This is a genomic window from Pseudomonas libanensis (genome assembly GCF_001439685.1).
In the GTDB taxonomy this organism is placed as follows: Bacteria; Pseudomonadota; Gammaproteobacteria; order Pseudomonadales; family Pseudomonadaceae; genus Aquipseudomonas; species Aquipseudomonas libanensis.
In genome coordinates this window covers 132,976-154,272 of record NZ_JYLH01000011.1, presented here as the reverse complement: position 1 = coordinate 154,272, position 21,297 = coordinate 132,976, and the positions used below count along the sequence as shown (strand labels likewise).

Below are 21,297 nucleotides of genomic sequence, written 5' to 3'. Positions count from 1 at the left end.
ATGCCTGAAGAAACCGCATCCAATGTGGGAGCCAGCTCCCACATTTGACTGTATTTTCAGCTCAGGCGCTTGCCAACTCAGAAGGACTGGCCTTCGGCCGCGCCAGCCAATACCCCAACACAGCCAACGGTGCTGTCGCCAACATCACAATCACCGTAATCATCAGCGGTTGCTCGATCATCGACGACACCAACAAACTGGCCAGGAAGCACAGTCCCAACTGCAGGGTGTTTTGCAGTGCCGCCGCCTTGCCGGAGTTTTCTGCAAACGGCATCAGCGCATTCGCCACCACAATCGGGTAGCTGGCGCCGTTGCACAGCGCCATCAGGCAGAACGGGATCAGCAAGGTGGTCAGGGTCGGCACGCTCAGGGTGGCGACCAGGTACAACGCCACCATGCTCAAGCAATACGCAGCCAGTAGCCACGGCAACAGGGCTTTGCCCGACAGGTGTTGCAGGGCGCTGCGGCAACTATAGCCACCGACAAGAAACGCCAGGGTCGGCAACACGTAGCTGAGGCCGATGTCATTCGGGCTGTAGCCCATGCCGCCAAGAATGAACGGCGAGGCCGTAAGCCAGGCGAAGAAGCTGGCTGAGCAGGCAGCGAAGATCATCACATTACCGGTAAACACTTTAGAGGTGAGCAATTGCCCATAACCGAGGCGCGTGGGGGCACCCTCCTGTTCAAGACGCTTGGGCAGGCTGCGCAGGAACAGCGTCGGTAACAGCAGCAACAGCGACACCACCAGCAACACGCCGAAGATCGCCTGCCAGCCAAAGTGATTCAGCACCAAGGCGCCTAACAGGGGCGCGAGGGCCGGTGACAACGACATCAACGGCATGATGCTGGCGAATACGCGGTGGGCCTTGGCGGCCGGGTAGCGATCGATCACCAATGCCTGCCAGCTTACGGCGGCAGCACATACGCCAATCGCCTGGATAAAGCGCAGGGCCAGCAGTTGCGGCGCGGTCTCGACCCAGAACATGCCCAGGCAACCGAGCACAAACAGACTCAGGCCCGCGAGCAGGATCGGCTTGCGCCCAAGACGGTCCGACAACGGCCCCCACACCAACTGTCCCACCGCAAAGCCGGCAAGGAAAATACTCAAGCTGGCGCCCACCGCGCCAGCGCCAATGTGCAACTGCTCGCCCATGGCGCCAAACGCCGGCAAGTACATGTCCATGGCGAGATAACCGAGCATGCTCAGCCCCGCCAGGTACCAGGTAAAACCAAAAGAATTTTTCATCGAAGCCTTGTAGATACTGCCATCAAACTATTTGCTGACTAGCGCCCATTATGAAGCGGACAATATGTGTGTGAAGCGATAATAATTGGACGCTCTTATCAATAATTTTGAAGGCAACCTTCATGTGGTCTGAATATTCCCTGGATGTGGTCGATGCAGTGGCCCGTCACGGCAGCTTCAGCGCCGCCGCCCAGGAACTGCACCGCGTGCCGTCGGCCATCAGCTACACGGTACGTCAGCTCGAGGAATGGCTGGCCGTGCCCTTGTTTGTGCGCAGGCATCGCGACGTAGAGCTGACGCCCGCCGGCCGCCTGTTTATTGACGAGGCCCGCGGCGTGATGAAAAAAATGCTTGGCACCCGGCGCTTGTGCCAACAGGTGGCCAATGGCTGGAGTGGCCAGTTGAAGGTGGCCGTGGACTCCATCGTCAAACCCCAGCGTTGCCGCCAACTGGTGCTGGACTTCTATCGGCAGTTTCCCGAAGTGGAATTGCTGCTCGAATACGAGGTGTACAACGGCGTGTGGGATGCACTGGCCGATGAGCGCACCGACATCGTGATCGGCGCCACCAGCGCGGTGCCGGTGGCCAGCCACTTTAGCTTCCGCGACATGGGCCTGTTGAACTGGCTGTGCGTGGTCAGTGCGCGGCACCCGTTGGCGGCGGTAGAAGGTTTGCTCAGTGATGACCAACTGCGCCCCTTCGCCTCACTGTGCATGACCGACACCTCGCGCAACCTGCCCAAGCGCGACACCTGGACCCTGGATAACCAGCGCCGCCTGGTGGTGCCCAATTGGGCTTCGGCGCTGGATTGCCTGCGCGATGGCCTGTGTGTGGGCATGGCCCCGGCCCATCAGGTGTTGCCGTGGATCGAAAAGGGCGAGCTGGTGGCGCTGCAATTAAGCCGACCGTTCCCGGCCAGCCCGTCGTGTGTGGCCTGGGCGCAGAACAAACTGTCGCCGGCCATGGCGTGGTTGCTGGAGTATTTGGGAGATACGCAGACCATGAACCAAGAGTGGTTGAATGGCCCTTCCCTCTGACCCCTCCCACACTTTGATCATATTTCAACCCAATAAGCGGGTGATGGCACGCACAATCATTTCTACTTCCTGGCGCTGCAAAGTCAGCGGCGGCAACAGGCGAATGATCTTGCCCCGCGTAACGTTAATCAACAGCCCATGCTCCTGGGCCGCGCGCTGGGCCAGGTCGCGGTAAGGGCTGGCCAGTTCAATGCCGATCATCAAGCCCTTGCCGCGAATCGCCCGTACCTGGGGGTGCTCGTCCAATTCCATGTGCAACCGCGCCAGCAGGTATTCACCTTGGTGTGCAGCGTTCTGTAGCAAACTTTGCTGTTCAATAATCTCCAGCACGGTGCAGCCCACGCGGCAGGCCAGTGGGTTGCCGCCAAAGGTGCTGCCATGGCTGCCTGGGGTGAACAGCTCGGCCACGGCAGCCCGGGCCAGGCACGCGCCGATGGGTACGCCATTGCCGAGGCCTTTGGCCAGGGTCATCACATCCGGCAAGATGCCTTCGTGCTGGAAGGCAAACCAGGCGCCGGTGCGCCCGATGCCGGTCTGGATCTCGTCGAGCATCATCAACCAGCCGTGGCGCGTGCAGTGGTCGCGCAGGGCTTTGAGGTAACCGGGTGGGGCCACCAGCACACCACTTTCGCCCTGGATCGGTTCCAACAGCACCGCGGCGATGCGTGTGCCGTATTGCCGGGTGATCACCTCCAAGGCGGCCATATCGCCAAAGCCAACCTTAATGAAGTCCCCGGGCAGGCGCTGGAATCCCAGGCGCACCGACGGCCCGTCGCTGGCGGCCATGGTGCCGAGCGTCCGGCCGTGAAAGGCGTTCTCCATCACCACCACCAACGGCTGTTCAATGCCTTTTTTCCAGCCATGCAAGCGCGCCAGTTTCAGCGCCGTCTCGTTGGCCTCGGCGCCGGAGTTGTTGAAAAACGCGCGGTCCAGCCCGGACAGTTGGGCCAGGCGCAAGGCCAACTGCTGTTGCCAGTCGATGCTGTAGAGGTTGGACGTGTGCAGCAGCAGGCCGGCCTGTTCACTGATGGCCGCTACCAGCCTGGGGTGGGAATGGCCGACATTGGTCACTGCTACGCCGGCGACCGCATCCAGGTATTCGCGGCCCTGCTGGTCCCATAGGCGCGTGCCCAGGCCCCGGGTGAAGCTCAGGGCCAAGGGTTGGTAGGTGCTCATCAGGCAGGCGGCGGTCATGGTAGCGGCTCCAGTGCATCGTTGCGGTGGTGGAAGTATCGTTAACCACCTGCGCTGGATAAACTGCGAACATCTGCAATGACTTTAAATCAGGACTTGATAATGGATCTGTTCCAGGCGATGTCGGTGTACGTGAAAGTGGTCGAAACCGGCAGCATGACCGCCGCCGCGCAGGAATGCGGGATGTCGACCACCATGGTGGGCAACCATTTGCGTGCCCTGGAGCAACGGCTGGGCGTCAGCCTGCTCAAACGCACTACGCGTAAACAGCACCTTACGGAATTTGGCGCGCAGTATTATCAGCGCTGCCTGGAAGTATTGGGGCTGGTGGCCGACTCCGAGCTAATGGCCGAACAGATCCACAGCGACACCCCCAAAGGCAGCCTGCGTATCACTGCGCCGCCCGTGTTCGGCACCGAACGCCTGGTGCCGGCCTTGAGCGAGTTTTCCCAGCGCTACCCGCTTATCGACCTGTACGTGGTACTGAGCAATGAGCGGATGGACCTCGTAGACAGCGGCTTCGACGTGGCGATCCGCCTGGGTGAACTGGCAACATCCAGCGTGATCGCCAGGCCCATGCAACCCTACACCCTGACCCTGTGCGCATCACCTGCGTACCTGGCGCGACGGGGTACGCCGCAGACGCCAGATGACCTGCAGCAGCACGATTGCCTCGCGTTCGCCTACCCCGCGAATGACAACTGGCGCGATACCGATAAACTCTGGCGCATGACCGGGGATGAAGGCCAGGTGGAAGTCCCGGTTGGCGGCTCATTGACCATCAACAGCTCGCAAGGCTTGCGCCAGGCGGCCATCAACGGCATGGGCATCATCATGCTGGCCGATGCCCTGGTGCAACCGGACTTGGAGAGCGGCAAGCTGGTGGCCTTGCTGACCACCTATAAACTACCCAGCCGTCCCATGCACCTGCTGTATCGCCAGGACCGCTATCGCCTGCCCAAGCTGCGGGCGTTCGTCGACTTCGCCATGGAGAAGTGGGCGCGCTAGAAGGCCACGCCCAACTCGCGCAAACGCGCAGCGGTACGATCAGCCGACACATGGTGGATACCCTGCCAGCCCAAGGCGACAGCCGCGTCGATATTGCCTTCGACATCATCGATGAACACCACTTCACTCGGCTGGATATCCGGCAGATAGGCACGAACCTGCTCAAGACTGGCGTGGTAGATCGCCGGGTCAGGCTTGATCAACTTCAATTCGCCAGACACGACAATGTTGCGAAAACACGCCAGGAACGGATAGTTGGCGCGGGCATAGGGAAAGGTTTCTGCCGACCAGTTTGTGAGCCCGAATAACGGCACGTTGGCTCGGTGCAACGCCTTGAGAATTTCCACACCCTCAGGCAACACACCACGCAGCATCTCATGCCAGCGCTCGTAGTAAGCCTGGATCAAGGTTTTGTGTTCTGGGTGTCGGTCAATCAGGGTATCGGTGGCTTCAGCCAGGGTACGACCGGCATCTTGCTCGGTGTTCCAGGCCTGGGTGCAGATATTGTCGAGAAACCACTGTCGCTCTGCATCGTCGGCAATCAGCTTGCGGTACAGGTGCTGCGGGCTCCAATCGAACAGGACACCGCCGAAATCAAAAACTACTGCACGAATCGTCATCAGATCCTCCGTTAGCGTGGCTTGATAGCTGCTGGAGTCTGACAGATCTAAAAGAGGGAGGGGCACGCCATAATGCCGATCAATTAAGCGAACTCAATGCTCAAAGCAATGAAGATCAAATGTGGGAGCTGGCTTGCCTGCGAAAGCGGTAGTGCAGTCACAGATGCAGCGACTGACACGCCGCCTTCGCGGGCAAGCCCGCTCCCACAGGGGATTTGCGTTAACTGACTGACATCAGGGCAAGCCAGCTCCCACCTTATTGACCGGGTTTTAAGCTTGGATCAGGCCGTTGATCTTGACGGTCGGGTTCACGTCCGCGTCGTAATCCACGCCGTCGACTTCAAAGCCGAACAAGCGCAGGAACTCAGCCTTGTAGCCGGCAAAATCGCTGATCTCGTTGACGTTGTCGTCGGTAACCTGGTTCCACAGTGCGGCGACGGCGTCCTGCACCTTCGGTTCCAGCTCAGCCAGGTCGGCGCGCAGGCGGCCATCGGCGTCGAGCTTAGGTTCTTTACCGTACAGGCTGTCCTTGAACAGGCCGTAGACCTGCTCGATGCAGCCTTCGTGGGTGCCCTGCTCTTTCATCACCTTGAACAGCAGCGACAGGTACAGCGGCATGATCGGGATCGCCGAGCTGGCCTGGGTGACCACGGCCTTGAGCACCGACACGCGGGCATCGCCCTTGAGCGCAGCGAGGTTTTCACGCAGGGTCAGGACTTTCTTGTCCAGGTCTTTCTTGGCTTCCCCGATGGAGCCGTTCCAGTAGATGTCCTGGGTCAGCTTCTCGCCGAGGTAGGTGAACGCAGTGGTCTTGGCGCCTTCGGCCAGTACATCGGCGTCACGCAGGGCGTCGATCCACAGCTGCCAGTCTTCGCCGCCCATGACCTTCACGGTGCCGTCGATTTCTTCCTGGGTTGCAGGCTCAAGAGTGGTGTCTACCACTACGCCCTTGTCGGTGTTGATACCGCGCAGGGTCACGGCCTTGCCGATTGGCTTGAGGGTGGAGTTGTGCACCACGCCTTGCGGGTCGGTACGGCGTGGCGCGGCCAGGCTGTAGACTACCAGGTCGATCTTGCCCAGGTCTTTCTTGATGGTGTCGATGGTCAGGCGCTTGATCTCGTCGGAGAACGCGTCGCCGTTGATGCTCTTGGCGTACAGGCCTTTTTCCACGGCAAATTTCTCGAACGCCGCGCTGTTGTACCAGCCGGCGGAGCTCAGCTTGCCTTCTTCGCCTTCTTTCTCAAAAAACACGCCCAGGGTGTCGGCGCCGCAGCCAAACGCGGCACTGATGCGCGCGGCCAGGCCGTAACCGGTGGAGGCACCGAGGACCAACACCTTCTTGGGGCCGCCTTCGATTACGCCATTCTTGGTTACGTAGTCGATCTGCTCTTTGACGTTCGCTTCACAGCCAACAGGGTGGGCGGTCACACAGATAAAGCCACGAACCCGCGGTTTGATGATCATAAAAATTTCTGCCTCTTCCAAGGTGCCGAAGGCCAATGGTGGCCATTCAACTTCAATCGTACCGGTCTATGACGTCCAAAAAACCGAAGCGTCACGATAGTCGCAAATCTTCTGTTCTCAAAATTCAATCCACAAACCCTCGGAGGGTGCGCGGTAACGGTTACGAATTGTGCAAGGGCTTCACAATTTCGCCCTATTTAATAACCCCTCGCAGCTCCATAAACCCTTATGATGACGATATTGTTTCATTATGTTTCAAAGTTGGAGCCGTGTTCCATGAGCAAAAGTGCTGTCGGCAAAAAGCTGGTGTCCCTGGCCTGGGTACTCGGCGTTCTGCTGTTGATCGACTGTTTCCCGCGTACCTGCCTGGTATTCCTGCTGCTGGTGGTGCTGTGCGGTATTTATGATTTCCTGCGCAACGGCCTCTATGACCGCGCCACCCTCAAGAAATATTTCATCGGCAACGGCCGCAATACCTGGGTGCTCGCCCCCTTCAACACCCTGCTCGACCTGCTGAGCAGCCGCAACCGCCATGTCTACACGATGCATGACCTGCCACCCGCCTGGCGCGAAGACCTGCAGCACGTGATCGACGACGCCATGGCTCGCAAGGATGAAATCATCGGCTACCTGGACGAGCGCATGGCTGAGAAGAAACGCGGTATGTTGTTTTTCCAGTGGTACGGCCGCCCGATCGAAACCACCCTGAATATTCCGCAACTGCGCAAGAAATTGCCCTTCGTGAAGACTATCGGTGTCTCGGTGTTCAACGAGAACCGGTCCACGTCCTTCCACTTCGGCCCCCTGCGCATGATGTTCCGCGTGCTCTACAACATGGCGCCGGCGCCGCATCACGAGGGCGTGTATATCCAGGTGGGCAAGCACAAGCACTACTGGCACGACGACCCGTTGTTTATCTTCGACGACACCTTGATGCACGCGTCCTTCAACAAGAACGACGCCAAACGCTACTGTCTGTTCATCGACATTGTGCGGCCGACCCCGCTGCCCTCGGTACTCAACGCCGTGATCGCGGGCTTTGCCGGCCTGGTCTTTACCCTGCGTCGGGTTTTCTACAAAAACTGGAAGCTGATTGAGTGAGTTCTGCGGCATGATGGTGCTGGACGATGTTTGCGCTTGGCCTCCGGCCTGAGGTAATAACCGTCTCGTGCGACCGTAAACGGCGCCCACCATTCTCAGGCCATCGCAACTCAGTGGGTGCGATGGCTATGCTTTCAAGGAATCAGAATGCCCCAACGTCAAGTCATCAACGCCTCCGTCAGCCCCAAGGGCAGCCTCGAAACCCTGTCACAACGTGAAGTCCAGCAACTGAGTGAAGCCGGCAGCGGCAGCATCTACACCCTGTTCCGCCAGTGCGCCCTGGCCATTCTCAACACCGGCGCCCACATCGACAACGCCAAGACCATCCTCGACGCCTACAAAGACTTCGAAGTGCGCATTCACCAGCAGGACCGCGGCGTGCGCCTGGAGCTGCTCAACGCCCCGGCCGATGCCTTCGTCGATGGCGAAATGATCGCCAGCACCCGCGAAATGTTGTTCAGCGCCCTGCGCGATATCGTCTACACCGAGAACGAGCTGGACAGCCAGCGCATTGACCTGAGCAATTCCCAAGGCATCACCGACTACGTGTTCCACCTGCTGCGCAACGCCCGCACGCTGCGCCCGGGTGTCGAGCCGAAGATCGTGGTGTGCTGGGGCGGGCACTCGATCAACACCGAAGAGTACAAATACACCAAGAAAGTCGGGCACGAACTGGGCCTGCGCAGCCTTGACGTGTGCACCGGCTGCGGCCCCGGCGTGATGAAAGGCCCGATGAAGGGCGCGACCATTTCCCACGCCAAACAACGCATCACCAATGGCCGCTACCTGGGCTTGACCGAGCCGGGCATCATTGCCGCCGAAGCACCGAACCCCATAGTCAATGAGCTGGTGATCCTGCCGGACATCGAGAAACGCCTGGAAGCCTTCGTACGCGTCGGTCACGGCATCATCATCTTCCCGGGCGGCGCCGGCACCGCCGAAGAGTTCCTGTACCTGTTGGGCATCCTGATGCACCCGGACAACCGCGACCTGCCGTTTCCGGTGGTTCTCACCGGGCCGAAACACGCCGCCCCCTACCTGGAACAATTGCATGCGTTCGTCGGCGCCACCCTGGGCGAAGCGGCGCAGCAGCACTACCAGATCATCATCGACGACCCGGCCGAAGTGGCGCGCCAGATGACCGTCGGCCTCAAGGCCGTGAAGCAATTCCGCCGCGAGCGTAACGACGCGTTTCACTTCAACTGGCTGCTGAAGATCGACGAAGGCTTCCAGCGCCCGTTCGACCCCACCCACGAAAACATGGCAAGCCTGCAACTGAACCACAGCCTGCCCCCCCACGAACTGGCGGCCAACCTGCGCCGGGCGTTTTCGGGGATCGTCGCAGGTAACGTCAAAGACAAGGGCATTCGCCTGATCGAGGAGAACGGCCCGTATGAGATCCACGGCGACCCGGCGATCATGAAACCGCTGGATGAATTATTGAAGGCATTCGTGGCCCAGCACCGCATGAAACTGCCGGGCGGCGCGGCGTATGTGCCGTGCTATCGCGTGGTGCAGTGAGGTAGCGGCGGTCGGTCATAGTTTGTATCTGTTTGGGGCGTGATCGAGGGTGTGAAGAGCAAGCGTTCGGACTAGGGTTTTTCATGAGCGCAACGCCCCCCTACACCTCAGAGAGCGACCTATGGACCAACGGATATTGTCCTCCATCATTCCTTACCCTATGGTAAGGAATCTCACGATGGAGATCTTTACTATGGCGACCGCCACGCTGACCTCGAAAGGTCAAATCACCATTCCTGTCCAAGTCAGGACAGCCCTGGGCCTGGAAACAGGCGACCGGGTTGAATTCGTAGAAACGGAAGATGGAAAGTTTTCCATCATAGCCGCGAGCAAAACGGTGCACGACCTCAAGGGCTTGATCCGCAAGCCAGTCAAGGCTGTGTCCATCGACGAGATGAACCAGGCCATCGCCGCGCAGGGGGCCAAAGCCCGATGATTGGCCTGGATACCAATGTGCTGGTGCGCTATATCACCCAGGATGACCCGATTCAATCAGCCAAGGCATCCGAACTGATCGAATCATTGACCACTGCTTCGCCGGGCTTTATCAGCCTGGTGTCAGTCGTCGAATTGGTATGGGTGCTACAGAGCTGCTACCAGTCGGCCAAGAGTGATGTAGTGACGGTACTGGAAACCCTGCTGCGCACCCGCGAATTGACCGTAGAACATGCCGAGGTGATCTGGCAGGCGCTACGCAGGTTTGCAGCAACCAAGGCTGACTTCGCCGACTGCCTGATAGAGCGCTGCGCCCATGCGGCCGGCTGCGAGTACACCGCCACGTTTGATCTCAATGCGGCCAAGGCGGCAGGGATGAAGCGGCTTGGTTGAGACATAGTCTTGCGACTCATGGCAAGCTCTGATAAAAATCGGAACTGATTGCTTGGGCCAAAACCTATAAGAACCCTGCGCTCATAACGTTATGAGGCCAACGAAACTCATGTATCCCAAAAAGGCAGTAACTGAACAGATCAAAGAACTCCACCAGCGCCAGGGAACTCATATCGGTTTTTTCTGGTACCGCGACGCAGAACAATATGAGCATTTCCTTTCGATCTACGAAGATCGCGACACAATGCACGACACCTACGCGCTATGGCACAAAAGTGCCATGCGAGCGGTGAAACAGTATGAAAAGCAAGGTTTTATCACGCATAGGGTCTACTCAACGCCTGAGGAGTTAGCGCAGTGGTGCCGGGTGAATAGCATGCCGCTGAACGGAAAAAGCCGCAGCTCGTTTGCCAATGAAAAACTCAAGGCTGCCGCCGCCAAATCACCTAAAAGCCTCAGGCACTCCATCGGCCTTGCGGGACACTGATTGATCAGACATGCCCGCACCCAGACCGGTCAGCGAACCCAGCCCCCGATCTGCCAATGGTACCCGTCGTTACGCTGCACCCAATGCGGATGCACATAGCGGTAGCCCTCGCGCACCGGCTCCCAGTGACCATGCACCGCGACGTATCGCCCGCCTTGCCAGCGCCAGTAACCCCGAGACCAGATATAACCTTCACGTACCGGCGGCTCGACTTCGATTACCTGTACGGGCGGCGGTTGCGGTGCGACAACCTCTACATACTCACGTTGCATCGGCCTGCGCTCATGCACAACACGCTCCTGCACACACCCGGATGCCGCGACGACCATGGCGGCCAATGCTGCATAACGTAGCAACATACAAAACCCTCGGGCGCGAACGCCCAACACCTGCACTGTTAATAGTCCCCCCTTGTTTCAGCCGCGCTCCTGCTTAGGCATGGGTACTTTTTAACAGGTGGTGTCTGTCAGCTTGCTGAACCTGCCAGCCTCAGGAAGTACAGGCGACAGTCGGTCGCTTCAGGCGCACCAGCAACAACCCGGCCACGACCACGGCAATGCCCACGTAGGTCGATGCATGGATCACGTCGCCAAACATCAACGCCGCCCACACCAACGTCACCGGCGGTTCCAGATACACCAGCATCGCCACATGGGTGGCAGTCATCACCCGCAGCAGCATCCACAGGCTCAAATAGGCGATGAAGGTGGAGAAAAGGGTCAACCACGCAATCGAGATCAGTACGTTGGTGTCATGGGGAATACTCAAGGTGTCGGTGTAGATCACGGCCGCGGTAAAACCTATCAGGGTCAACAGCGACTGGATAAACAACGGCAACACCAACCCGCTGTCCCGGGTCTGCACCGAACGACGTTCGTACAGAGTCGCCAGCGTCAGCCCCAGTGCCGATACCAGGGGCAACAGGTACATGACCAGCCCGACATCCTGCCCGCCACCACCGTACTGCCCGCCAATCACAATCGACACACCGACAAAGCCGATCACCAACCCCACCCATTGCCAGCCGCCACTGCGCTCGGACGCCATGCCCGTCGATAACGCCGCCGTCATCAATGGCTGCAACGCCGCAATGATCGCCGCGATCCCGGGGGGCAGGCCGTTCTGGATCGCCACGTAGACGCAGCTCAAATAGAGGAATTGCGACAGGAAACCGACAACCGCGTGATGACGAATCTGCTGCCAGGTCACAGCCAGCAACCGCCTGTTCAGGAACAGCGCCAGACACAGCGAGACCAGCAGGAAACGCCAGAACAACAGATTGAACGCCCCACCACCCTGGGTGCCGAGCTTGGCGCCGATAAAGCCTGAACTCCACGACAAAACGAAAACCACCTGCAACAGCAACAACCCCAAGGTAGATCGCTTCATATCGCCTCCGATCAATGTGATTGACTCAAAGGCTAATGGCTGCACATGCTTGCGTATATTTGAATTACACGAACAACAAATCCGAAAAATCAGAATCATGCCTAAACAACTGAATATCGAGCTGTTGCGCACCTTTCACGCCGTAGCGCGCTTTCGCCGCTTCAACGAGGCGGCAGAGCATGTGCACCGCAGCGCATCCACTGTCACCACGCAGATCCAGAAGCTGGAGGATCAGGTCGGGCAGCGTCTGTTCAGCCGCAGTAACCAGGGCGTGGAATTGACCCTGTACGGCCAGAAACTGCTGGGCGAAACCACCGAGTTCCTCAAGAGCCATGACCGCCTGCTGATTTCGCTCATGCCCCAGCGCATGCAGGGCAAGATCCGCCTGGGGGTGCCGGATACCTATGCGCCCGCCTTCATCCAGGAATTTTTACCGCGACTGATCGCTGACAACCCCCTGCTGGAACTGGAGATCGAAGCGCGCACCAGCGGTGAATTGCTGGACTTATTCACGGCCAACCAATTGGACCTGACGATCACCGTCAGCGCGCACCCACTCGCACAAGGTGAACGCCTGGGGGCCGTGCAGCCGCTGTGGGTAGCGACCAAAGGCTTCAACTCGCCGCCAAACGTGCCATTACCCATCACTGTGCCCATCACTGGCTGCCCCTATCGCGCCGCAGCGCTGCAGTCGTTGAAGGATCATGGGATCTACCACCGGCTACTGCTGGAAAGCCCCAACTCATCGGCGGTCGAAGCCTGTGTACGCAGTGGCGTGGCGGTTGGCTTGATGGAGCAAAGCCGCATGGGCGAAGGGCTGATTCACGTGACAGCGCTGCCACCCCTGCCTGCGCAGCATCTGTACCTGATGTGCGATACCAGCAATGCGCTGGCGCTGCATGTGCATGAGCAAATCCGCCAGTTCAAGGTCTGAACTGCGCCCACAAAAAAGCCCGCTGACCGTCACCGGTTCAGCGGGCTTTTTCGTAGTTGCTTACAGCGCCAGGTCAGACGCCGGCTTGCTCGGCTCAGCCGCAGGCTTGGCAGCCTCGGTAGCCTGTGGAGCAGCCAGTTGCGGGATCGCTGGCGGTGGCGTCAGTTGCAGCACACCGGCGGTGTAGGCCCATTCCTTGGCAACAGCCTCAGGGCTGTCGTTCAGCTTGGTGCCGTAGCTTGGCACGATCTGGTGCAGTTTTTCCTGCCAGGCCGGGCTTGCTACCTTGTCCTTGAAGACTTTTTGCAGCACGGTCAGCATGATCGGAGCCGCGGTGGACGCGCCTGGCGATGCACCCAAGAGGCCGGCAATGGAGTTGTCGGCAGAGCTGACCACTTCGGTACCGAGTTTCAGCACGCCGCCCTGCTCTTCGTCACGCTTGATGATCTGCACGCGCTGGCCGGCTTGCCACAGGCGCCAGTCGGATTGCTTGGCGTTCGGGAAGTACTCTTGCAGCGCCTTGAAGCGGTCGTCATCGGACAGCATCAGTTGGCCGGCAAGGTACTCGACCAGTGGGTATTCACGGATACCGACTTTGGTCATGGGCCAGATGTTGTGGGTGGTGGTGCTGGTCAGCAGGTCCAGGTACGAGCCTTCTTTGAGGAACTTGGTCGAGAAGGTCGCGAATGGGCCAAACAGAATCACACGCTTGCCATCCAGCACGCGGGTGTCCAGGTGCGGCACCGACATCGGTGGCGAACCTACCGAAGCTTTACCGTAGGCCTTGGCCAGATGCTGCTCGGCGATAGTTGGGTTATCGGTTACCAGGAACGAACCGCCTACCGGGAAACCGGCATATTCCTTGGCTTCAGGAATGCCCGACTTTTGCAGCAGGTGCAGGGCACCGCCGCCGGCGCCGATGAACACGAACTTGGCGTCGGTTTCAGTCTTGGTGCCGTCTTTGAGGTTTTTGTAGCTCACACGCCACGAACCGTCGTCGTTGCGGGTGATGTCCTGCACTTCGCTCGACAGTTTCAGATCGAACTTCGGCGTGGTTTGCAGGTGAGCGACGAACTGGCGGGTGATCTCGCCGAAGTTCACGTCGGTGCCGATTGGGCTCCAGGTGGCTGCGATCTTCTGCTTCGGATCACGCCCTTCCATCATCAGCGGAACCCACTTGGCGATCTGCGCCGGGTCTTCGGAGTACTGCATGCCGGCGAACAGCGGGCTCGCTTGCAGGGCTTCGTAGCGCTTCTTCAGGAACTTGATGTTGTCATCGCCCCACACAAAGCTCATGTGCGGTGTGGAGTTGATGAACGAACGCGGGTTCTTCAACACGCCCTGCTGGACCTGCCAGGACCAGAACTGACGGGAAATCTGGAACGCTTCGTTGATCTCGACCGCTTTCGGGATCTCAACGTTGCCGTTCTTGTCTTCCGGGGTGTAGTTCAGCTCAGCCAGGGCCGAGTGACCGGTACCGGCGTTGTTCCAGCCGTTGGAGCTTTCTTCGGCCACGCCATCGAGGCGTTCGACCATTTCCATCGACCAGTCTGGTTCCAGCTCATTGAGCCAGACACCCAGGGTTGCACTCATGATGCCGCCGCCGATCAGCAGCACATCGACTTTCTTTGCCTCTTCCGCTTGCGCGGACGTGATCCCCATCGACAAAGCCAGCCCCAGCAGGGCAGTGTTTACTTTTTTAAACATCAGTAGCACCTATGATAAAACGCCATCCGCCCTACCGCCCCCCGTCATGGGCGACCCTCGATCACGCTACGTCAGGCAACGTCGCGCGGGGTCTGCACATGCACATGAGGACTGCAGGGTGGGCACACAAGGCCGGTTGAGCGACCTCACTGTTATGTCCCTTCTGCGCTGACTTCTTATCATTATTGGCTTCAGCTACCTGGGCGACAGCCAACCGCTGGGACGTATACGGGTGTACGCACCAGGGAAAGACTAGACCAAGACGGCGCGCAGAATATCACGCTAAACAGCGTTTATGCGCCGTTTGGCCAATTGACAGGCCCAAATCGCGGCTTTTAATGCGCCGGTGTCAAGCCTGACAGGCGCGACCTGCGGTCACAGGCCTGGAACTCTGGCGCAAATGGCGGTTCTAGACACCTTCGCCGTTGCCTGCGTAGCATCGGCGGCTGTCCTTCGTGCACACCCTTCACACAGAGTTACCCATGACTACCCAGCAAACACCCGGGCATGTACTGCCCGCGCGCAGCGCCGCGAAAATGGAAGCAGCCATGGCCGTGGGCGCCTTCGCGATCGGCACCGGCGAATTCGCCATCATGGGCCTGATGCCCGACATCGCCCAGAACCTGGGCTTGAGCGAACCCCAAGTCGGCCACGCCATCAGCGCCTACGCCCTCGGCGTGATGGTCGGTGCTCCACTCTTGGCCATCCTCGGCGCCAAGCTGCTGCGCAAACACATGCTGCTGTTGCTGATGGGCCTGTACGCCCTGGGCAACTTCGCCACTGCCTTCACCCCGACCTTCGGCTCGCTGGTGGCCTTCCGCTTTATCAGCGGCCTGCCCCACGGCGCCTATTTCGGCATCGCCGCCGTGGTCGCCTCCAGCATGGTGCCCACCGACAAACGTGCCGGCGCCGTAGCCCGCGTGATGATGGGCCTGACCCTGGCCATGCTGCTCGGCAACCCCATCGCCACCTTCCTCGGCCAACACCTGGGCTGGCGCTCGGCATTCGCCCTGGTCAGCGTGATCGCCCTGCTCACTATCGCCCTGGTCTGGCAATTCGTGCCCCACCGCCACGACGAACAACGCAGCGACCCGCGCAAGGAACTGCGCGCCTTCACCAAACCCCAGGTATGGATGGCCCTGTCCATCGGCGCGATTGGCTTTGCCGGGATGTTCTGCGTATTCAGCTACCTGGCGCCGACGATGCTCGAAGTGACCAAAGTCTCGCCGCAGTGGATCCCCTTCGGCCTCGCCGCCTTTGGCGTGGGCGGCATCATCGGCAACATTGCCGGTGGCAAGCTGTTTGATCGCATGCAGTTTCGGGCGGTGGGCTTGATATTGGTGTGGTCGATGGCCGTGCTGCTGTTCTTCCCCTTCGCCGCGGCGTCGCTGTGGGGCGTGCTGCTGAGCATGGGGTTGGTGGGCACCATGGTCGCGTTGGCGGCGCCGTTGCAGATTCGCCTCATGGACATCGCCCATGAAGCGCCGAGCCTCGCGGCAGCATCCAACCATGCGGCGTTTAACCTGGCAAATGCGCTGGGGCCGTGGTTTGGGGGGATGGCGATTACGGCAGGGTTGGGGTGGACCAGTACTGGCTACATCGGCGCCGCGACAGCCCTGGTGGGCCTGGGCCTCTACCTGATCGCCCGGCGGATGAAAGGCGGCCATTAACGGCTTGCCGAATACCGATCAGCTACGCGAACACCATATTCCAAACAACGAAGATCCAATGTGTGGCGCTGGCTTGCCTGGGAAAGCAGTGGTTCAGTTATAGATTCAGTGACTGACACGCCGCCTTCGCGAGCAAGCCCGCTCCCACAGGGATCTGGGCCAGACGCTGGTTCTGCGGGCGATACATGGCCAGTGTGGGAGCTGGCTTGCCTGCAACAGCATTGGTTCAGTTATAGATTCAGTGACTGACACGCCGCTTTCGCGAGCAAGCCCGCTCCCACGGGGATCTGGGCCGGGCGCTGTTTTTGTGGGCGATATATGGCCAATGTGGGAGCTGGCTTGCCTGCGATAGCGGTGTATCAGTGACAGATGAGTTAACTGACCCACCGCCATCGCAGCATAAATATCTACACAACTTCGGCGCGACGCTGCACCTGTGGCGAGGGAGCTTGCTCCCGTGACGCCCTGGCAGCCGACGCCTATAGACCTGGCACTCTGCGATCCAACTGTGGGAGCGGGCTTGCTCGCGAAGACGGCCCGACAGCCGACGAAAATGCGGGATCAGACCGCGTACCTATCCGTTACTCAGGCAACGGCTAATTAGCGTTCCACCCCAACGGCTGCTCACTTTGCAAAAGCGGCAAAGCAAGCAAAACGCTCTTGCCCCACCACCCCATCAATCATCACGCAACAACCCCGAACCATACTCCCCATAACTACTCCCCAGCCCACTGCCACCAAAATTCATCTTGGCGGCTTTGCTGGAGCTATGGTCACCAAACGCCTGGCATCCCCCTGAAAAGCACGGGTCGCTGTTCACGCTCGGTGAAGATGAACAAGCACTCAACATCAACGTGCCGGTGATCATCACAACTTTGACGAGGTTCGAGATCATGGTTTCAGTTCCCTGTGGGCTGGAGGCGCTGGGGTCCTCTCTCAGTAGGGGATCGTAGACCTCAACGGCCCAGGGAATTATGAAACTTTGCTGGGAGACGGCATGAGTTCAGGTTGCCGCCTTGGGCAAGGCGGCAAGGTTGGTTGTCAGGTTTTAACTGAGGCCGCTACAGGCGCAACTTGCTCCTGGGCTCGGTCAACCAGCAGCGAACTCAACTCGATCAACTGCTGAATGCCCAGGGCGATGGCGCGCTGGGAGTCGTCGAGCTCGAACGCCAAGGTGGCGGCCATTTCGTTGGCGGATGCCAGGTTTTCGGCGGCGTTGGCCAGGAGGGTTTCGGGGTCGATGGTTGGGTTTACGAGGAATAGGTTGTTGCTTGGGTGTTCGGCGGGGGCAGCGTCGTCGGATGGGGGCAAGTGATGATGGATTGCTCGGTGGGCTGCGGCTTGAAGCTTGGGATCGGCGGACGATGTACCGTGATCAATAGAAGAATTGCGTGTGTTGTTGTGCATGGCGAAGCTCCAAATATTTACGGGAGTTAAAACGCCTTAGCAATACGGACTTCCACCTCCGGCCGCTGGGTTTGCGGCGGCTTGAGGAGGTTAGCTAGGGGTGGTCTGGGGGGCAAGCCGAGAAATGTGTAGGAAATACCCTAAAGGCGTATCAAGGACTGGATCTAAAACTCCCGCCCAGCGCCATTACCAACTTTGTTACGTCTGCGAGCTGAAAGTCGTATGCGCTCCAGAGTGGAGCAACGCCAACGCCATGGGGGATGCCCTTGTGACGTTCCATGTCATATCCTGCCAAGCCTGAGCGAGAGATTCGTTGAACACGCGTAGAGGCAACCAGAATTTAAAGATCGTTAAGTCGCAAAATGAAAGCCTCTAAAATGGTTTATCTTCAGATACGGCAGACCCGATGACCATCCAACCCCGATCTCCTGCCCCGCTCCTGCAACCAGGCGAAACAGCAGTACTTTTCGACGGCACCTGCAAGCTTTGCAACGGCTGGGCGCGGTTCATTATCCACTATGACCATACTCATCAAATTCAGCTTGCTGCGGTTCAATCGCCGGAAGGTCAAGCGCTATTACAGTGGGCGGGGCTACCGCAGGACAAATTCAACACCATTGTTCTCATCTCGAATGACAAGGTGTCCGTGCGTTCCGAGGCAATGTTCGAAATCTTGGCACGCCTGAATGCCCCGTGGCGTTGGCTAACAGCTGCCCGCGTCGTCCCAGCGACCCTGCGAGATTGGATGTACGACAAAATCGCTATAAATCGTTATAGATTATTTGAGAAGTACGATTCCACCCGTCTTCCGGTGGCGGATTACGAAGGGCGGTTTTTGAAGGCGCGGAGATAAAGAGGGCGGATTTATTTATACCATTGCAGAAACAAAGCTAATCGGCAGACAGCAAAAAACCGCCTCGGATACCGGGATAAGACCACGACACCCGGCTATGAGTTGGCAGAGGAAAAGTAAACGATTCACTCCCAGACACACCTCGCGACGGCCTGCTGCTTCAACCCGACGCTTCACGGTGTAAGATGCCCCACAACCGTCCACCATCGAGGCCGCCATGACTGGGATATCCCTAAACCTGCCGGAAGACCTGTCCAACTCTCTCGCCGACCTAGCCAAAACCAACGGCCAAACAGCAAGCTACCTTGCAATGGACGTTCTTCGCGACTACATCGAGCACGAAAAAACGCTGACCGCTCAGATCGAGCTGGCGGTAAAAGACGCCGACGAAGGCAAATTCGCCACCGATGACCAGGTGGCGGCCATGCGCGCTAGGCGCTGGAGCAGGAATGCGGGTTGAGTGGCTTGAAAAAGCACTCAAAAATCTGGAAGACGAAGCGAGCTACATCGCTCTCGAAAATCCAAAAGCCGCTGACGACTTCTCGGATGCCATTTTCACCAGTGTCGACAGGCTGGCTCAGTTTCCTTCCATGGGCCGCGAAGGTCGGGTGAAACATACCCGCGAATGGGCAGTTCCCAACTGGTCCTATCTGATCCCGTATAGAGTGCGGGGTGATCGACTGCAGATCCTTGGCGTATTCCACACACGGCAACGTCCTCGCTCGAAGTGGTAATGCACGCAGAAGTTGCCTCTCCGGCACCCAAGATCCGTTCCTGATAAACTGCGCGCCATTCGCCTCGCTGACTCAGATTCCCAATGTCCCTAGAAACAGCTCCTCTCTCCCGCCGCTTCTCCGTCGCCCCCATGATGGATTGGACGGACCGCCACTGCCGGTTCTTCCTACGCCTGCTCTCCAAACACGCCCTGCTCTACACCGAGATGGTCACCACCGGCGCAATCCTCCATGGCGACCACGAGCGCTTTCTGCGCCACAACGAAGCCGAGCACCCGTTAGCGCTGCAATTGGGTGGCAGTGTCCCGGCCGATCTGGCCGCCTGCGCCCGCATGGCCGAGGCCGCCGGTTATGACGAAGTGAACCTGAACGTTGGCTGCCCCAGCGACCGGGTGCAGAACAACATGATCGGCGCGATCCTGATGGCGCACCCTGCCCTGGTGGCGGACTGTGTGAAGGCGATGCGCGATGCGGTGTCGATCCCTGTGACGGTGAAGCACCGTATCGGCATCAATGGCCGGGACAGTTATGCCGAGCTATGTGATTTTGTCGGCACGGTGAAGGATGCCGGTTGCACCAGTTTTACCGTACATGCGCGGATTGCGATTCTGGAGGGGTTGTCGCCCAAGGAGAACCGGGACATTCCGCCGTTGCGTTATGACGTGGCGGCGCAGTTGAAGCAGGATTTTCCGGAGTTGGAGATTAATCTCAACGGTGGGATCAAGACGTTGGAGCAGTGCCAAGAGCATTTGCAGACGTTTGATGGGGTGATGTTGGGGCGGGAGGCTTATCACAATCCGTATCTGTTGGCGGAGGTGGATCAGCGGTTGTTTGGCAGTGAGGCGCCGGTGATTAGCCGGGCGCAGGCGTTGGCGCAGTTGCGGCCTTATATCGCTGAGCATTTGGCCAGTGGTGGGACGATGCATCACATTACTCGGCATGTATTGGGGTTGGGCACTGGGTTTGCGGGGGCTCGCAGGTTCAGGCAGTTGTTGTCGGTGGATATTCATAAGGCGACGGATCCGTTGGCGTTGTTGGATCAGGCGGGGGCGTTGTTGGAGGGGCGGTGATTGGTCGACTGTCAGTTGATTTAGATGGAGGCTGACACTCCGCTATCGCAGGCAAGCCAGCTCCCGCAGGTTTAGCGGTGATCGCAAGGGCTCGGCAGTTGCTGCCGGCCCTTGCTGCAATGTTGCTTATTTTTCCGGCACTGTTCCTTTGGGCACAGTTACCCATTGGTCGGTGCCTCGGTTATATTTTTTCCAATCTTTTTCGGTTATAACTTTGCGGTATAGCGTGTTGAATGTTGTGCCGCCTAGAATCTGAAATTGAACTTCACCGCCTGGGGTTTTGCAGTTAACCAACCCTAGAATCGGGGAATTCGGGTTCACTTGAAGTGCATACACGGCGCCTCCAAAGGTTCCGGTGGTGGCGTAGTCCAGTGCAAAACTCACGAACTGGCTTTTTGGCGTGTCGCTGGACTGTAATGCGAGTAGTCGCATTGTCGTGTAGGTGGCACCGTTAAAACCCAGCGCGTGCAAGTCGGGCCCATCGAGGGCCCAGTACTCTTGGGGTGTACCGCCGTTCTTGAGGTATTTGTCCAGATCGTTCTGCGCCTTGGAGTAGATCACCCCGGCCTTGAGCTTCTGGACGTGCCAATTGTTGGTGTCTGCACTCTCATACGCGCGGTACACCCAGGTGGCAGGCGCGGTCACTCTGGTGTCGGTGATCTTGCCGCCGTAGGATGAGGTCAGTTCGTTTTCCTTTTCCAGGGTGCGGCTGCCCATGGGCTTACCTGCCTTGGCGGTGTCAATGATTCCACGCATTTCCTGGGTATCGTAACAACCGGCGCTGAGTGCCTGCTGTACCGTCACATCGGCAAATACCGTGGTTGAACATATAAAACCCACGGCAGCGAATAGCGTTGATATATTCCTTTTCATTACATCTCTCCTTTGCTTTCAAACTAACGAACAAGCAGATTTTAATGCACAGGCACACAGCACTTCGCCGCGGACAGTTATGTCATCAGAATTTTTATCGGCCTAAGTTAGCGCTTGCCAGTCAGGTATAGCACAAGCCAAAACAGCAACAACA

At 58.7% G+C, this 21,297-nt stretch carries 23 protein-coding genes; 13 read left to right on the top strand and 10 right to left on the bottom strand.

Going from position 1 to position 21,297, the window contains the following annotated elements:
* Window positions 1-61: 61 nt before the first annotated feature.
* Window positions 62-1,246 (bottom strand): purine nucleoside transporter PunC, encoded by a 1,185-nt coding sequence (gene punC, locus TU73_RS18125; RefSeq protein ID WP_057013369.1) that lies wholly within the window; start codon window positions 1,244-1,246, stop codon window positions 62-64.
* Between the two features lie 122 nt (window positions 1,247-1,368).
* Here punC and punR point away from each other — a divergent pair, with 122 nt between their 5' ends.
* On the top strand, window positions 1,369-2,283 hold the full coding sequence (gene punR / locus TU73_RS18120; protein ID WP_057013368.1) for a DNA-binding transcriptional activator PunR: 915 nt from the start codon (window positions 1,369-1,371) through the stop codon (window positions 2,281-2,283).
* A 24-nt stretch (window positions 2,284-2,307) separates the two neighbouring features.
* On the opposite strand, the gene TU73_RS18115 is transcribed toward punR, so the two are convergent.
* Window positions 2,308-3,477 carry an aspartate aminotransferase family protein gene (locus tag TU73_RS18115; RefSeq protein ID WP_057013367.1) on the bottom strand — a complete coding sequence of 390 codons (1,170 nt, stop codon included), beginning with the start codon at window positions 3,475-3,477 and terminating at the stop codon, window positions 2,308-2,310.
* A gap of 102 nt (window positions 3,478-3,579) precedes the next feature.
* Between TU73_RS18115 and TU73_RS18110 the strand changes: the two genes are divergently transcribed.
* Entirely contained in the window at window positions 3,580-4,485 is a 906-nt protein-coding gene (locus TU73_RS18110; RefSeq protein WP_057013366.1) for a LysR family transcriptional regulator, read from the top strand.
* Here TU73_RS18110 and TU73_RS18105 read toward each other — a convergent pair.
* Both TU73_RS18105 and fabV read right to left on the bottom strand, forming a co-directional pair.
* Window positions 4,482-5,105, bottom strand: coding sequence for an HAD family hydrolase (locus tag TU73_RS18105; protein ID WP_057013365.1), 624 nt, complete (start codon window positions 5,103-5,105; stop codon window positions 4,482-4,484). The two genes, TU73_RS18110 and TU73_RS18105, sit on opposite strands and share 4 nt — an antisense overlap.
* A gap of 270 nt (window positions 5,106-5,375) precedes the next feature.
* The gene (gene fabV, locus TU73_RS18100) at window positions 5,376-6,569 is read right to left on the bottom strand and encodes an enoyl-ACP reductase FabV (RefSeq protein WP_032881058.1); all 1,194 of its coding nucleotides are present in this window, start codon (window positions 6,567-6,569) and stop codon (window positions 5,376-5,378) included.
* A 276-nt stretch (window positions 6,570-6,845) separates the two neighbouring features.
* Between fabV and TU73_RS18095 the strand changes: the two genes are divergently transcribed.
* The 5 genes from TU73_RS18095 to TU73_RS18075 all read left to right on the top strand — a co-directional run bounded on the left by TU73_RS18095 (window position 6,846) and on the right by TU73_RS18075 (window position 10,506).
* Entirely contained in the window at window positions 6,846-7,670 is an 825-nt protein-coding gene (locus tag TU73_RS18095; protein WP_057013364.1) for an aspartyl/asparaginyl beta-hydroxylase domain-containing protein, read from the top strand.
* A gap of 147 nt (window positions 7,671-7,817) precedes the next feature.
* Window positions 7,818-9,191 carry a nucleotide 5'-monophosphate nucleosidase PpnN gene (gene ppnN / locus TU73_RS18090; protein WP_043047468.1) on the top strand — a complete coding sequence of 458 codons (1,374 nt, stop codon included), beginning with the start codon at window positions 7,818-7,820 and terminating at the stop codon, window positions 9,189-9,191.
* A 178-nt stretch (window positions 9,192-9,369) separates the two neighbouring features.
* Entirely contained in the window at window positions 9,370-9,627 is a 258-nt protein-coding gene (locus TU73_RS18085; protein ID WP_057013363.1) for an AbrB/MazE/SpoVT family DNA-binding domain-containing protein, read from the top strand.
* A complete protein-coding gene (locus TU73_RS18080) occupies window positions 9,624-10,019 on the top strand; it encodes a type II toxin-antitoxin system VapC family toxin (protein WP_057013362.1) in 396 nt (131 codons plus the stop codon). The genes TU73_RS18085 and TU73_RS18080 overlap by 4 nt, the downstream gene beginning before the upstream one ends.
* Window positions 10,020-10,128: 109 nt before the next feature.
* A complete protein-coding gene (locus TU73_RS18075) occupies window positions 10,129-10,506 on the top strand; it encodes a hypothetical protein (protein ID WP_057013361.1) in 378 nt (125 codons plus the stop codon).
* 29 nt (window positions 10,507-10,535) lie between these two features.
* On the opposite strand, the gene TU73_RS18070 is transcribed toward TU73_RS18075, so the two are convergent.
* Window positions 10,536-10,865 (bottom strand): YXWGXW repeat-containing protein, encoded by a 330-nt coding sequence (locus tag TU73_RS18070; RefSeq protein WP_057013360.1) that lies wholly within the window; start codon window positions 10,863-10,865, stop codon window positions 10,536-10,538.
* 130 nt (window positions 10,866-10,995) lie between these two features.
* The gene (locus TU73_RS18065; RefSeq protein ID WP_057013359.1) at window positions 10,996-11,895 is read right to left on the bottom strand and encodes a DMT family transporter; all 900 of its coding nucleotides are present in this window, start codon (window positions 11,893-11,895) and stop codon (window positions 10,996-10,998) included.
* A 97-nt stretch (window positions 11,896-11,992) separates the two neighbouring features.
* Between TU73_RS18065 and TU73_RS18060 the strand changes: the two genes are divergently transcribed.
* On the top strand, window positions 11,993-12,829 hold the full coding sequence (locus TU73_RS18060) for a LysR family transcriptional regulator (RefSeq protein WP_057013358.1): 837 nt from the start codon (window positions 11,993-11,995) through the stop codon (window positions 12,827-12,829).
* A 60-nt stretch (window positions 12,830-12,889) separates the two neighbouring features.
* Here TU73_RS18060 and mqo read toward each other — a convergent pair whose 3' ends face one another.
* The gene (mqo, locus tag TU73_RS18055; RefSeq protein WP_057013357.1) at window positions 12,890-14,536 is read right to left on the bottom strand and encodes a malate dehydrogenase (quinone); all 1,647 of its coding nucleotides are present in this window, start codon (window positions 14,534-14,536) and stop codon (window positions 12,890-12,892) included.
* A gap of 482 nt (window positions 14,537-15,018) precedes the next feature.
* Between mqo and TU73_RS18050 the strand changes: the two genes are divergently transcribed.
* Window positions 15,019-16,206, top strand: a complete 1,188-nt coding sequence (locus tag TU73_RS18050; protein WP_057013356.1) for an MFS transporter — start codon at window positions 15,019-15,021, stop codon at window positions 16,204-16,206.
* Between the two features lie 676 nt (window positions 16,207-16,882).
* Here TU73_RS18050 and TU73_RS28455 read toward each other — a convergent pair.
* Together TU73_RS28455 and TU73_RS18045 are read right to left on the bottom strand one after the other, a co-directional pair.
* A complete protein-coding gene (locus TU73_RS28455; RefSeq protein WP_082642629.1) occupies window positions 16,883-17,101 on the bottom strand; it encodes a hypothetical protein in 219 nt (72 codons plus the stop codon).
* Window positions 17,102-17,247: 146 nt separating this feature from the next.
* Complete coding sequence (locus TU73_RS18045) at window positions 17,248-17,613, bottom strand: DUF6124 family protein (protein WP_057013355.1); 366 nt, start codon at window positions 17,611-17,613, stop codon at window positions 17,248-17,250.
* Between the two features lie 406 nt (window positions 17,614-18,019).
* Here TU73_RS18045 and TU73_RS18040 point away from each other — a divergent pair, with 406 nt between their 5' ends.
* The 4 genes from TU73_RS18040 (at window position 18,020) to dusA (ending at window position 20,270) form a co-directional block, all read left to right on the top strand.
* Window positions 18,020-18,466 (top strand): thiol-disulfide oxidoreductase DCC family protein, encoded by a 447-nt coding sequence (locus TU73_RS18040; RefSeq protein WP_057013354.1) that lies wholly within the window; start codon window positions 18,020-18,022, stop codon window positions 18,464-18,466.
* A 217-nt stretch (window positions 18,467-18,683) separates the two neighbouring features.
* Window positions 18,684-18,926: a CopG family ribbon-helix-helix protein gene (locus TU73_RS18035; RefSeq protein ID WP_057013353.1), complete on the top strand. Its 243-nt coding sequence runs from the start codon at window positions 18,684-18,686 to the stop codon at window positions 18,924-18,926.
* The gene (locus TU73_RS18030) at window positions 18,916-19,200 is read left to right on the top strand and encodes a type II toxin-antitoxin system RelE/ParE family toxin (protein ID WP_057013352.1); all 285 of its coding nucleotides are present in this window, start codon (window positions 18,916-18,918) and stop codon (window positions 19,198-19,200) included. The genes TU73_RS18035 and TU73_RS18030 overlap by 11 nt, the downstream gene beginning before the upstream one ends.
* Before the next feature lie 83 nt (window positions 19,201-19,283).
* Complete coding sequence (gene dusA / locus TU73_RS18025) at window positions 19,284-20,270, top strand: tRNA dihydrouridine(20/20a) synthase DusA (protein WP_057013351.1); 987 nt, start codon at window positions 19,284-19,286, stop codon at window positions 20,268-20,270.
* 126 nt (window positions 20,271-20,396) lie between these two features.
* Here dusA and TU73_RS18020 read toward each other — a convergent pair whose 3' ends face one another.
* Window positions 20,397-21,143 (bottom strand): hypothetical protein, encoded by a 747-nt coding sequence (locus TU73_RS18020; protein WP_057013350.1) that lies wholly within the window; start codon window positions 21,141-21,143, stop codon window positions 20,397-20,399.
* Window positions 21,144-21,297 lie beyond the last annotated feature (154 nt).